The organism is Acidobacteriaceae bacterium, assembly GCA_028283655.1.
Lineage (GTDB): Bacteria > Acidobacteriota > Terriglobia > Terriglobales > Acidobacteriaceae > Granulicella.
Genome location: JAPWKE010000001.1, coordinates 16766 through 30118, shown reverse-complemented (window position 1 = coordinate 30118; position 13353 = coordinate 16766). Strand labels below are relative to the sequence as shown.

The following is a 13353-nucleotide window of genomic DNA, read 5'->3' as shown; positions in this document are numbered from 1 at the left end:
GCCGGGGCTTCGTGGGAAACAACTCGTCCGTAGGGTTACGGGCGAGTTGCCGTGCGGTTGGTTCCACCCGCTGTGGTTGGCAGTTGAGCAGCAAGCGGCGTAATCGTCGGGGCCGCAGCACCGACAATCTCCGTCACAAAGCCCAGCACGCTCGCCGTGGCAGCAGCGCCGGTGGCATAGTTGCCCACCCAGACATTGCCCGAAGGATCGATAGCGATCCCATAGGGCTCAGCATAAGTATGCACAAAGCCAGTGGTCGCAATCGACGTCCCGACCGGATGCATCGCAACACCATCCGCCGTGTACTCCATCACATTGCCGCTCGCATTCGCTTCAGTCGACCAAAGATGTCCGTCGCCGTCGAAGATGATCTGCTCAGGAGCCGTAAGGTTCGTCGTCGTAAACGGCGAGCCCTGCAGAGCCTGAAACGTTCCTGTCGTCGTGGCTGAAACCGCACCCAGCGTCGACTTGCCGTAGTTGCCAAACCAGACGTTGTTGCTGCCATCGATAGCCAGAGGTTCCGGTTCAGTGACACCCGCAACCGTCTGGTACGGCGAAAGCGCCGTGCCCACAGCAGCACCGGTCGGCGTGCTCGGGTAGCCCGTCGTCGTCGAAGCGGTCTTGGCAAACTCCCAGATGCCATCGAAGCCCGAGGTTCCGGTACCGGTCGTCGCCGAGCCACCGCCACTGATGTAAATCGTGAAGTTGCTGTCGATGCCGATAGTCGAGTAATCCGTGGTGATACCAGTCGCGATTACGTTGGCCGTCGCTCCCGAAGCGGCTCCGTATGCCAACTCATCCAACTCACCCGCGCCCTTGTAGGAAGGCTCGAGAATGAAGGCATTGCCTGCGCCATCGAAGGTGATCGTGTCAGGCGCAGCTCCTGTCGTGAAGGTGTTCGTCACACCGGCGGGCGTGTACTCCACCACCGAGCTTCCGCCACCCGTTGTGCCGGTCGCGCTGTAATACTGCGGCGACCAGACGTTGTCCGAAGGATCGATCGCCACATACTGAATGCCCGTCTGTACACCGACCAGCGCCTGGGCCAGCGGGGTTCCGGGAGCACTGCTCGCTCCGCCGCTCAGCTTCGTCAGGCTGTTGCCTGCTGTCGCCGCACTGCCGGCATAATTGCCCAGCCAGACATTGCCCTGCGAATCAACCGCCAGATGCTCCGGCTTCGTGATCAGGTAGGACGTATTTACCGTGCTGTTCGATCCGTAGGTAACTCCCAGCGTCCAATCCGTCGGCTCCGCATAAGCCGGACGATAGCCCACAAACGGCGAGGTCGCCGTGGCCAGGCCATACAACGCATCCATGCTGGACGTGCCGTTGTTCGTGCTCGTCGGGTTCAGGCTCATCTCCACCGCAGCCTGCAGCGTATCGGTAACCGTCGTCCCGCTGGCGGCCGTACCGCTAAACACGGTCGTGCACTCCGAGCTGCTTACCCCCGTCGAGTTCACGCAAGCGGCCAGGATGTCAGCAATCAAGGCCAGCTTGGCCTGCTCCGGCGTAACGACGACAGTTCCAGTCGCCGAAGTCAGCGTCTTGCTACCCAGCGGCATACCGCTCGCCGGGTCCACAAGGTTGCCGTACGTCGCGATCGCGTTGCTCAGGCCAAGCACGGACTGCGCCGTCGCCGTCGAGCCGAAGTTGTCCACATTGCTCGGCGTCCCGAAGAACTGACCCACAGCAAACGCCATCGCCGCCGTCGTCACTTCGTTCACCACAACCGTCGTCGCGCTGCTCAGCGCATTGCAGGCACCCAGCGGAGCCACCAGCTTGATCGCCGCATTATTCGTTCCCGTCGTCAGGCCGGGGTTGCCGCCCGTCGCGGTCAGATAAACCTGTGCCGCCGGGTTCGCCGTCGGGCAGGTGTAGTCCCCGGTAATGGTGAAGTTGCCGCCTGCGTCCGTCACAACGGTCGTCTGGCAGGAACCGCTCGAGCAGCCCGGGGCTCCACCCACGGCGTACGATCCCGTCGGGATCAGGTTGCTGCCTGCGGAGCCATATCCAGTCGCTCCCATGGTCATCAACGCGATCGTTGAGCCGGAAACGGGCTGCTGGCCACCGTGAACGAGGCCGGTCATCTTGACCGCAACGCTCTGCGCCCCTCCAGCACCGCCCGAAAGGTTCAGGTTCCCCATTGCACAACCAGAAAGAGTTACCGCTGCGGTGAGAGACACCGCTGCCAACATCTGCTTACGCAGACCCTGCGACACTTGCTTCATTCTCAGCTCCCAGAAAAGCCAACAGACGTACACGTTTTTGTTTTGTGTAAGAGAAAGACACGCGGCCTCACAGAAGACCGCGCATCCAAAAAACTGATATAAAGATGGGGTCAGCATATCCGCGATCTTTGACCGTCGCAACAAGATATATGCAATTTTTGGCAAAAAATGCTTTCAAAACCCGCAAAAAGGTTTCGAAAAAACGCCCCAAAAGCAGCAAAAAGGCCCCGGATTTCACTCCGAGGCCTTTCCACTTACTTGAATCGAAGAGTTAGATGTCGAGGTTCTTTACATCCAAAGCATTCTCTTCAATGAACTTACGGCGCGACTCCACATCTTCACCCATCAACGTCGTGAAGATCTCCTCCGTCGCCGCAATGTCATCCAGCTTCACCTGCAACAAAGTACGCCGCGCCGGATCCATCGTTGTATCCCAGAGCTGTGGTGCGGTCATTTCGCCCAGACCCTTGTAACGCTGTACCGAGTACTCCTTACGGCCCTGCTCAATGACGTACTCGAACACCTCACGAGGTGTCTTTTTCTCGACAGGATCCTGGGCAGCCTTGTTATTGCGCTTGGTCGGTTTCGCCGCTTCCACCGGAGGCACATCGCCTACGTTGGTCGCACCTTCCAGCTCCACTTCTTCGGTATCTTCGAGCTCCTGCTCCGCGACCTCTTCAGCAGTCTTCGTCGCAGCGAGGGCCTTCTTGTCGGCGTACTCGATCAGGAACGGGCCGGTGAGCGTTGCTCCCATCTCGTCCTGCTTGCCCAGAAGCTGACGGCTTTCCGGTGAGCTTGCCAACGTCCAGTCAATGCGGCGGACAGCACCCTGCGCATCCGTGAAGCTGACCGAGTAGAGCTGGTGCTCTTCGTCGAACTCCACCTCCGAGACGGCCTTGAACTGATGCGCGCGCTCGATGTCCTTCAGCCTGGCCTGCATCTGGCTCAGCTTATCGGCCGAAGCAAAGTCCAGACGACGCTTGTTGTCCGGCTCGCGGCTGGCAAAGATCGCCGAGTAGGCTGCGGTCACATCTTCGTTACGAAGGCGCTTGTTCACCTTGTCGAAGAAGCCGAGGTAGTCGTTCAGGCCGGACATGAAGGTGGTCAGTTCCTTGCCGTCGAGCTTTTCGCCTGCGTCGCCATGCGTGATGACCATGCCGTCCGAGGCACGCTTCACCATCACCTGGACGTACTCGCGGTCGTCCTTGATGTACTGCTCGAACTTGCCCTTCTTGATGCGGTAAAGCGGTGGCTGCGCGATGAAGACGTTGCCGCGCTTGATCAACTCTCCCATGTGGCGGAAGAAGAACGTCAGCAGCAGCGTGCGGATATGCGATCCGTCGACGTCAGCATCGGTCATCAGGATCAGCTTGCCGTAGCGCAGCTTGGCGATATCGAAGTCATCCTTGCCAATGCCGCAACCCAGAGCGGTGATCATGGCGCGAATTTCTTCGTGGCCCAGCATCTTGTCGTAGCGGGCCTTCTCGACGTTGAGGATCTTGCCCTTGAGCGGAAGGATCGCCTGGAACTTACGGTCGCGGCCCTGCTTGGCCGTTCCGCCTGCCGACTCACCCTCGACGAGGTAGAGTTCGCAGAGCTCAGGCTTGCGCTCCGAGCAGTCAGCCAGCTTGCCGGGCAAACCGCCGCCGTCCAGCGCGCCCTTGCGGCGCGTAAGATCGCGGGCCTTGCGGGCCGCTTCACGCGCACGCGAGGCGTCGATCGCCTTGCCGATGATCTTCTTCGCTACCTGCGGATTCTGCTCGAGGAACGCGCCGAGGCGCTCGTTGACAAACGCCTGCACCTGGCCCGCGACGTCGGAGTTCAGCTTGCCCTTCGTCTGGCCTTCAAACTGCGGCTGAGGCAGCTTCACCGAAACGACTGCGACGAGACCTTCGCGGACGTCATCACCGGAGAGGTTCTCCTTGACGTCCTTGAAGAGGCCGAGCGACTGGCCGATCGCGTTGACCGTGCGCGTGAGCGCCGTGCGGAAGCCCGAAAGGTGCGTTCCGCCGTCCACCGTGTTGATGTTGTTGGCGAACGAGAAGACCGTCTCCGAGTACGAATCGTTGTACTGGAGCGAAATTTCCATGACCAACTGGCCGATTTCGGCTTCCATGTAGATCGGCTTTTCGTGCAGTACCTGCTTGCCCTTGTTCAGGTGCTTGATGAAGCCCGCGATCCCGTCGTTAAACTTGTACATCTGCGTCTTGGCTTCGCCCGACTTGGGGTCGGTCACGCGCTCATCGGTCAGGTTGATCTCGATGCCCTTGTTCAGGAAGGCGAGCTGGCGCAGGCGGTTCGACAGGATGTCGAACTGATACTCATGCACCGTGAAGATCGACTTGTCCGGCAGGAAGTGAACCTTGGTTCCCTTGCGTGTGCTGGGGCCCATCTTGCGCAGCGGCGAGATCGGATCGCCCTTGGAGAAGTCCATCTCCCAGGCGTGACCATCGCGCCAGATCTCGACATCGAACTGTTCGCTCAGCGCGTTCACGCAGCTTACGCCGACGCCGTGCAGACCGCCCGAGACCTTGTAGTTCGACGCGTCGAACTTACCGCCGGCATGGAGCACAGTCAGCACGACCTGCACCGCAGGCAGCACTTCGCCGTTGGGCATGGTCTTGTTGTCTACCGGAATGCCGCGGCCGTCATCGACCACCGTGATGGAGTTGTCGACATGAATGGTGACATCGATCTTCGTCGCATGCCCCGCGAGAGCTTCATCGACGGAGTTATCGACGACCTCATACACGAGGTGATGCAAGCCCTGCTCGCCCGTCGAGCCGATGTACATGGCCGGACGCAGACGAACAGCAGCCAGTCCTTCAAGGACCGTGATGCTTTCGCCAGAGTAGTCACTTCCACCAGCAGGAGGAGGGGTCTTGGTTTCAGGCTGCGGAACGGCAGGATTAAGCTCTTCAGGCACTCGGTCGATACTCCCTTTCGGTAGCCCGCTCCAAAGCCCGGAAACGGGCAGCGAAGCGAGGTGCTTGCACTCGCGAAAACCCTTGTAAATACAGGCTCAGGCGAGAGTGATTGGCCTATCAAGTGTACCATGCGGCCAACGTGCAAATCCCTGCCAGAGCAAAGGCCCGGAGGCGAAACCCCGGCGAAGCTTTGCCTGCCTAAAACGGACAGATAAAGATCCAACCGATGCGCAGCTTCTCCCGATGCTGGTAGACCCAGGCGCCAAAGGCTATAGCCACCGCAGAATCGAAGAGCAGGTGCGGCAGCGGAGCGCGGACGTGGACCAGATGGAGCAGCAACCGACCGAATCCCTGGCCGTAGGACGCCATCAGGTAGATGCCCAGGGAAGCAACACCAAGCCACGCCAGCCCCCGGCCCAGGGCGCCGGAACCGATCACGCGGGCCAGCAGCAGAAGCATCAGTGTTCCAGCGATGCCTACCGGAACAAACCGCCAGTTCGACAGGTACAGCTGGTTTGGAGTCAGGACGTAAATCACGCCCCCGAGCACCATGGCAAGCGATGCCGCCACGCCCCTGGGAACGCGCTCGATCACTCCGTAGCGGCTGCCGACCCAGACTCCAAGCCATAGAAACGGAAGGAACTCTACCGTACGGTCTACCCAGGCGAGCCCGATCTGATGCCAGTAAACGCCTAGAGGCCAGGAGAGAAGGAAAAGCAGCGGTGCCGGAACGCGGCGAAGCAGAGCCACGATGATGAGCGAGAAAAACAGCGTGGGCAGGAACCACTCAGCGTTCGCAGAAACCAAGTTCCGCAAGACGTCATGAAGCGGTGGAGGACCTTCGTGCATCCAGCGGCGAAAGAGGTACGGCGTCCACGGAGAAATCAGGATGGCAAAGACGTAAAACGGCCAGAGCAAGGTCTTGGCGCGGTTCACTAAAAAGTGACGCAGCCCGCGCTTTTGCAGGCTCGACAAAACAAAGATGCCGGAGACGAAGAAGAACGCCGGCATATGAAACGCATAGATAAATGCGTTGACACGAACGGTCCAGGGGATAAGTATCTCGCGCGAAAGCCCTTGGTTGGTGTGCCCCATGGCCACCAGAATGATTGCCAGCCCCTTGACCACGTCAATCAGCAAGGAACGTTGCGCCGCAGCGGAAAGCGGCTTGGCAGAACTGGAGGGCGCATTCGGTGCTGTCATTCATTTCATCGTAAATGCAACGACGGCTCCCTCTCAGGAGCCGTCGTCTGCTGGACTGCCAGTTCTTACCAGACCTTGCAGCTTGGCGTATGCACCATGGGTTGGCCAGCCTTGCAGCCGAACGCCTTCTGGAACTCAGGCATGTTGCTGACCACACCGTTGATACGCGCGAAGCCCGGCGAGTGCGGGTCCGTGATCGTCTGCACACGAAGCTGCTCGGGGCGAGCGTTCTCGCACGCCCACTGCGCCATGCCGACGAAGTAACGTTGGTCGGGCGTCAGACCGTCCTTGGGCATCAGGTGCTCGCCTTCGGTCTCCTTCTTCCACGCCATGTAGGCCAGCAGCGTGCCGCCAAGATCGGCCACGTCCTCGCCCGAGGTCAGCTTCGAGTTGATGTGCATGTCGTCCACCACCACGAAGCCCGCGTACTGATCGCGCACGCACTGAATGCGCTGCTCAAAGCCCTTCGCATCTTCAGGCGTCCACCAGTCGCGCAGGTTGCCCTTCCAGTCGAACTGGCGGCCTTCATCATCGAAGGCGTGCGTCAGTTCGTGGCCGATCGTGGAGCCGGTGTTGCCGTAGTTCGGCGCATCATCACTCTTCGGGTCATAGAGCGGTGGCTGCAGCACGCCTGCCGGGAAGTTGATGTCGTTCATCTGCGGGTTGAAGTAGGCGTTCACCGTCGGCGGCGTCATGCCCCACTCGTTCAGATCGACAGGCTTGCCGAGCTTGTTCCACTCGCGCGTATTCTCAAACGCGCTTGCGCGACGGGCGTTGCCGAAGTAGTCGCCGGGCTTGACCGTCAGGGCCGTGTAGTCGCGCCACTTGTCGGGATAGCCGACCTTATTGCGGATCGCATGCAGCTTGCGCAGGGCTTCCGTCTTCGTCGCCGGGCTCATCCAGTCGAGCCCTTCAATCTCCTGCTTCATGGCCGCTTCAATCTGCTCGGTCATCAGCACGGTCTTGGCCTTGGTGTCAGCCGAGAAGGTGCGGCGGACGAACTCCTGCCCCAGCGCTTCTCCCAGGTTGCGATCGACGCCACGAACGCAAACCTTCCAGCGCGGCGGCATCTGAGGCGTGCCACGCAGCGTGTGCGAGTAGAAGTCAAAGTTCGCCTGCTCGAACGGATGCGCGAGGAAAGGTGCGGCGCCAAGCATCAGATGCGTGCGGAGGTACGAACGCAGCACCTCGACCGGCTCCGTGGTCAGCTCCGTGTTCACAGCCTTCATATACTCGGGCTGTGAGACGTTCAGCTTCTCGGGCTTTGCTGCGCCTTCGATCTCGAAGTAGCGCGCCCATTGGATGCTGGGCACAAGCGCTTTGAGCTCGGCCACGGTCATCATGTGGTACACCTTGTGCGGATCGCGGCGATCGACGCGCGAGAGCGAAGCCTTCGCCAGCGCGGTCTCGATCTTCAGCGTGGCCTCGGCGTCGGCCTTGGCCTGCTCCGGAGTTTCGCCGTAGAGCGTGATGAGCTTTGTGAGGAATTCGACGTACTGCGCGCGAAGCTTCACGCTCTTCTCGTCGCTCTTCAGGTAGTAGTCGCGGTCCGGCAGCCCGAGTCCGCTGGCGTCGAGTTCCACGATCATCAGCGAGGAGTCCACTGCATCCTGCGTTGTGCCAGCACCGAAGAGGAACGAACCGAAGTTGTCGCGGTCTAGCAGCGGCAGCGCGGCGATGAGGGCTTCGCGGCTCTTGAAGCCATTCACCTCAGCCAGCACCGGCTTCAGCGGCGAGTCGCCACGAGCGTCAATGGCTTCCGTGTTCATGCAGGCACCGAAGTAGTCACCGATCTTCTGCTGCACGGCATCGCGTTTGGCCAGCTTCGCGTCTTCCGCCAGAACGCCCCACAGGAACTGCATGTTGTCGTTGGCCAGCTTGGAGTAGACGTCCCAATGCGACTGATCGGCAGGGATCGGGTTACGCGCCTGCCAGCCGCCGCAGGAGAACTTGTAGAAATCATTGCAGGGATCGACCGCGCGGTCCATGCTGGTGGTGTCGAGCGACGGCGAGTACGGCATCGCGGTAAGCGGCCTGGCCACGGGGGCGCTTGCAGCGCCAGAAGCCGCCATTCCTGTTTGTGCTGCCGCCACGCCACAGGCTGCTGAAGCCAGCAGCGCCAAACCAAGCAATTTACGCATTGAAACTCTCCCTGACCAGTAGGCGCACGGCCTCTGGCTATCTCTGGATGTGAGGCCATGCTAACGCAGTGCTTGCGGGCGCGGGGAAAGTGGGCGACACTCAGTGCAACTTCCGCCACCAATAAAGGACTGGACGAATGCGTACTCGCCTCCTCGCACTGCTGCTTTTCTGCGCTTCCCTGCTGACAGTTGTTGGCGTCGCGCACGCCAGCGAAACCATCGCCGAGCACAAGGCCAACGCCTACGCCGCCGAGCAACTCGCCTCGCATCCGGTGTGGGGCAACCTGCCGGATTACTCGCTCGCTCCTGCCAAGCTCGCCGAGGCACAGTCCGTCGAACACACACGGAATACGCTCTACTTTGTTGGCATGATCTGGGGCTTCGTGCAGGCGATCCTGCTGCTCTGGCTCGGCATCATCGCCTGGATGCGCGACCGCGCCGTGGCTGCGGGTGCCAACCTTCGTGCACGCGGCGCACGCTTCCGCGCCTTCTGGATCGAGTGCGCCATCTTCGCCGTGCTCTACAGCCTGGCAGGCACGGTGCTTGATCTTCCGCTCGCGATCTTCGGCCACCATCTGCAACGCCTGCACGGACTCTCCGTGCAGGGTTGGGGTGGGTGGCTCGGCGACCAGGGCAAGAGTCTGGGGCTCGGGCTCCTCGGTTCCATCCTCTCCTTTGCGCTGCTGATGTTCATGATCCGCTGGTTGCCGCGTGTGTGGTGGCTGGTCTTCTGGGCCGTGCTCGCTCCGCTCACCATCGCCATGATCTATGCGATGCCGATCTATATCGACCCCTTGTTCAACAAGTTTGAGCCGCTGCAGAAGACGCAGCCCGAGCTGGTCGCAAAGCTCGAGCTGATCGTAAAGAAAGGCCACATGGACATCCCACCCGAGCGCATGTTCCTGATGAAGGCCAGCTCCAAAGTCACGACGATCAACGCTTATGTGACAGGCTTTGGCGGCTCCAAGCGCGTCGTCGTCTGGGACACCGCGTTACAGAAAGCCACGCCCGATGAAGTGCTCTTCATCTTCGGCCACGAGAGCGGCCACTACGTGCTCGGCCATGTGATGCAGGGCATGAAGCAGATCTTCCTCGGCCTGCTGATCGTCTTCTTCCTCGGCTATTTCGTGCTGCAGTGGATGCTGCGGCGCTTCGGCCCGCAGTGGAGAATTACGGCGCAGTCCGACTGGGGAACGATCGCCGTCTTCTTCTTCGTGATCAGCATCTTCTCCACCCTGCTCACGCCAGTTATCAATGTCTCCAGCCGTCAGAAGGAGCATGCCGCAGACGTTTACGGCATGGAAGCGGTTCATGGCATCGTCGCCAGCCCACAGGACGTGGCGCAGCAGGCCTTCGTCGTGCTCGGTAAGAATTCGCTCGTCGTACCCAACGAGCCGGTGTGGCTGGAGCTCTGGCTGGAGAACCATCCGCAGATCGGCCGTCGTGCAGCGTTCGCCCATGCGTACGATCCCTGGGCCGATGGCGTTGAACCAAAGTACTTCAAGAAGTAACCTGCCCAGAATCAGGCAACATACGGCGCAGCGCTCCTTCGCGCTGCGCCGTTTTCTGTGCGCTACACTGAAGCGTCAGTTCTCTTTCGTATGCGCGCTCTAGTCCTCTCCGACATCCACGGCAATGTACATGCACTCGAGGCCGTACTGCAGGCTGCGAGCGGGTGGGATGAGCTCTGGAACCTTGGCGATGCGGTCGGTTACGGCGGCAACCCGAACGAGGTGCTGGACCGCCTTCGCGAGCTGGCGCATCTCCATGTTCGCGGCAACCACGACCGCGTCTGCTCCGGCCTGACCAGCACGCATGGCTTCAACCCCATCGCCGCAGAAGCCGCCACCTGGACGCGCCAGAAGCTTACGGTCGCCAACCTGGAGTGGCTGCGCAGCTGGCCCCAAGGGCCGCTTCGTGCCACCGAACGCGTCTCCTGCGCTCACGGTTCGCCGATGCACGAAGACCACTACATCATGAGCATGCGCGATGCGTGGACTCCGCTGCAGCGCATGGAAACCGACCTGACCTTCTTCGGCCACACGCACGTTCAGGGAAGCTTCTCCCAACACCACGAAGACTGGGAAGAGTCGCGTCCGCAGTACAAGGCGCAGAACGAGTTCGAAGCCTGGTCCACGGAGATTGCTCCCGGCTCGCGCCACCTCTTCAACCCCGGCTCGGTCGGCCAGCCACGCGACAGCGACTGGCGTGCGGCCTTCGCGATCTACGACGATGAAGCCAATCGCGTAACTTTCTTCCGCACCCCCTACGACATTGAGGCCGCGCAGCACGCGATTCGCGAAGCGCACCTGCCGGAGAGGCTTGCAACTCGCCTGGCCACAGGCCGCTAACGCTTCCATACAAACAGTAATGGCGAGGCTATGAGCCTCGCCATTACTGTTTGCGTAGAGCCGTTATCTAGAAGAAGCGCCCCAGCGTGAAGGTGAACTTGCGCTCGCCGTGATCGCCGAACGCAGGAGCCACCGTGATAACGCCAAGCGGCGTTTCTGCCACGATGCCGAAGTACACATCCTGCCGGGTGGCCGTCTGCTGATCTGGCCCGCGCATCTGTCCAGCTTCATAGACAGCGCCCACATAGATTGACTGGCCGAGCGGTGCGGGCAGCTTGGCGACGCGACGCAGATAGCCCGGCGTAAGCAGCCAGTAATCCGTGCCGCGATACTGATCGATCGCCGAAGCCGCCAGCCGCAACGGTCCGCCCAGGGTAAAGCGGTAGGGCTGCGCCACATACCGGTTGCCCAGCGTGCCGCCTTCTGCGTTGATCAGAATCGTGTTCTTCTTTAACAGCGTGTGAGCGAACTCGATCTGGCCTGTGAAGCGCGGTGCGCCAGCGGTATAGGTTTGTCCCACCTTCGCAGCGGTCGTGTTGAACCAATACCCTGCGTCGGCGATAGCCCGAATGCCGCGGTGTGGCACCAGCGCACGGTCCTGGTTGTCGAAAACGTATCGAGCACGCACCTTGGTGGCGTTGCCGGTGTAATCCGGCAAGCCATCGGAGCCCGTGGTCGTCGTCCATTGAACGTGTTGGAAGTTGCCGCCGACACGAAGCTCCTGATACTTGTTGTCGGTCCAGCCCATGTCCCCGCCGACTCCCAGGAACTGCGACTGCCGCTCGGCTTGCCGATAGTCGCCGCTGTAGATGTAGTACGGGCGGCGGTTGAGATCAACACTGGGCGCAAGGAAGTAATGGCCAAGCGGCTTGGGCTTCCAGTAGTACTCCCCTTCAAGCCGCGTAAGGAAGCCTACGTCGATCTTGGCGCGGAAGCCCGAACCATAGCCGCCTACATCCTGCCAGTTGAAGATGCCACCGACTGTGGCGCGTGTCACGCCACCGGTCTGGGCCTGCATGTCGAGCCCCAGATCGAGGAACGGTGGACCGGTCTTCTTGTCGCGAACATCGACAAGAATGATCGGCTCATTGGACTGTGGCGTGGGATAGCCCACGGTATAGTCCGCGTCGTAGCGGCCGTCGGAGCGTACCAGAGCAAGCTTCGTCTCGATCTCATCCGTATTGACCGGCTTACCCACTACCGGCTGGAAGATCGTGTGTACGACGCCCGAAACCTGCTGGTTCGGCGCCTTCACCTTTACCTGGATCACGTCCCCTGTGGGTGGACGCTCCCGGCTCTGCTTATGCTCCAGGTACGCAGCCCACTCCTCGTCAGAGACGGCATACTTCATCAGCACGGCCTTCTGCTTTTCCGCGGCTTCATAACCGCGCTTGGCCAGCGCCTGCGTCGCGAGATAACTGTTCGCGCTGAAGCCCGTCACATCCGGCATGATGACCACATTCGCCAGCTTGCGGCTGCGCTCCTCGTTCGCTTCGATGCCGACAGAGAACGCACGCTGCAACACACCGATGATCGAGTCCAGATCGCCCTTGCCTACCGGGCTTAGCGGAAGACTGATCGCGATGACGACATCCGCGTGCATCGCCTTCACGTCCTGCGTCGGCAGGTTTTCAAGAATGGCTCCATCGACGTACTCATGGCCATCCATCTCAAACGGGCGGAACGCACCGGGGATCGACGCCGAAGCGCGCACTGCGTTCTGCAGCGAGCCGCGCGCGAAGGTTACAGTCTTCGCCGCATTCAGATCCGTAGCCTGGCAGCGGAACGGAATCGGCAAATTGTTGAAGTCCGTCTGATCGTTGTAACGAAGAAACTCGCGGTCAAGCAGTTCGTTCAATCCGGTGTCCGTCAGCAGCGAGTTACGGAAGCTGACGCCGCGCTTCAAGCCAACGCCAAGACCGGCAGGAACCTCGCGCGAGTCCTCGCGGCGACGATAGTTCAGCCCGGCGTAGTCCGACCCGATGCGGAAGACGCGGTTCACTGTATCGTCCGTCAGAACATGCTTCATCTGCTCAGGCGTCTTGCCGGTCGAGTACAGCGCCGCAAGAATCGACCCCATTGACGTTCCGGCTATCACATCGACAGGAATGTGGTGGTCTTCCAGCCACTGCAGCGTGCCAATCTCGCTCAGCGCGAGCGCCGCGCCGCCACCCATAGCCACGCCAATTACCGGCCGGTTCTTTGGCAGATCCGTTGGAGGCGTGGAGGGATCGATCGGCTTGAGATGGAGCTTCGTATCAGAGGCTGAAGAATCGCTGCCCCCTGTAGCTGGCTTCGAGGCAGAGGTGGAGTCCTGCCCGGTCTGCGTCGAAGGAGCGTCCTTGCTGCCAATGCCCGTAGTGTTCTTCTGCCCCTTGCCCGAGGTCTGCTGTAGCTCCGGAGAACCGCCCGCAGGCAAAGACACAGGAGCCTGCGCCAGCAATACGGATGTTGGCATGGCAACCAGCACAAACGACAAAAACAACGAGCGAGCGGTCACAGA

General features: G+C 60.8%; 7 protein-coding genes. 2 read left to right on the top strand and 5 right to left on the bottom strand.

Translation table 11 applies throughout. The annotated features are described in order from the left end of the window. Positions 1-35: 35 nt before the first annotated feature. The 4 genes from PW792_00130 to PW792_00115 all read right to left on the bottom strand — a co-directional run bounded on the left by PW792_00130 (position 36) and on the right by PW792_00115 (position 8499). Positions 36-2228 carry a hypothetical protein gene (locus tag PW792_00130; GenBank protein ID MDE1160331.1) on the bottom strand — a complete coding sequence of 731 codons (2193 nt, stop codon included), beginning with the start codon at positions 2226-2228 and terminating at the stop codon, positions 36-38. Positions 2229-2499: 271 nt separating this feature from the next. Continuing rightward, positions 2500-5154 (bottom strand): DNA topoisomerase (ATP-hydrolyzing) subunit B, encoded by a 2655-nt coding sequence (gene gyrB / locus PW792_00125; GenBank protein MDE1160330.1) that lies wholly within the window; start codon positions 5152-5154, stop codon positions 2500-2502. Between the two features lie 199 nt (positions 5155-5353). Then, a complete protein-coding gene (locus PW792_00120; GenBank protein MDE1160329.1) occupies positions 5354-6358 on the bottom strand; it encodes an acyltransferase family protein in 1005 nt (334 codons plus the stop codon). Between the two features lie 65 nt (positions 6359-6423). Next, complete coding sequence (locus tag PW792_00115; protein ID MDE1160328.1) at positions 6424-8499, bottom strand: M13 family metallopeptidase; 2076 nt, start codon at positions 8497-8499, stop codon at positions 6424-6426. Positions 8500-8636: 137 nt separating this feature from the next. Between PW792_00115 and PW792_00110 the strand changes: the two genes are divergently transcribed. Together PW792_00110 and PW792_00105 are read left to right on the top strand one after the other, a co-directional pair. Continuing rightward, the gene (locus PW792_00110) at positions 8637-10010 is read left to right on the top strand and encodes a M48 family metallopeptidase (protein MDE1160327.1); all 1374 of its coding nucleotides are present in this window, start codon (positions 8637-8639) and stop codon (positions 10008-10010) included. Between the two features lie 90 nt (positions 10011-10100). After that, a complete protein-coding gene (locus tag PW792_00105) occupies positions 10101-10850 on the top strand; it encodes a metallophosphoesterase family protein (GenBank protein ID MDE1160326.1) in 750 nt (249 codons plus the stop codon). A gap of 67 nt (positions 10851-10917) precedes the next feature. Here PW792_00105 and PW792_00100 read toward each other — a convergent pair whose 3' ends face one another. After that, a complete protein-coding gene (locus PW792_00100; GenBank protein ID MDE1160325.1) occupies positions 10918-13350 on the bottom strand; it encodes a patatin-like phospholipase family protein in 2433 nt (810 codons plus the stop codon). Positions 13351-13353: the final 3 nt, after the last annotated feature.

Excerpts from the sequence above, each read along its gene's own strand:
- PW792_00115 (MDE1160328.1), bottom strand. The coding sequence starts at position 8,499 with ATGCGTAAATTGCTTGGTTTGGCGCTGCTGGCTTCAGCAGCCTGTGGC.
- PW792_00130 (MDE1160331.1), bottom strand. The coding sequence starts at position 2,228 with ATGAAGCAAGTGTCGCAGGGTCTGCGTAAGCAGATGTTGGCAGCGGTG.
- PW792_00110 (MDE1160327.1), top strand. The coding sequence starts at position 8,637 with ATGCGTACTCGCCTCCTCGCACTGCTGCTTTTCTGCGCTTCCCTGCTG.
- PW792_00105 (MDE1160326.1), top strand. The coding sequence starts at position 10,101 with ATGCGCGCTCTAGTCCTCTCCGACATCCACGGCAATGTACATGCACTC.
- PW792_00120 (MDE1160329.1), bottom strand. The coding sequence starts at position 6,358 with ATGACAGCACCGAATGCGCCCTCCAGTTCTGCCAAGCCGCTTTCCGCT.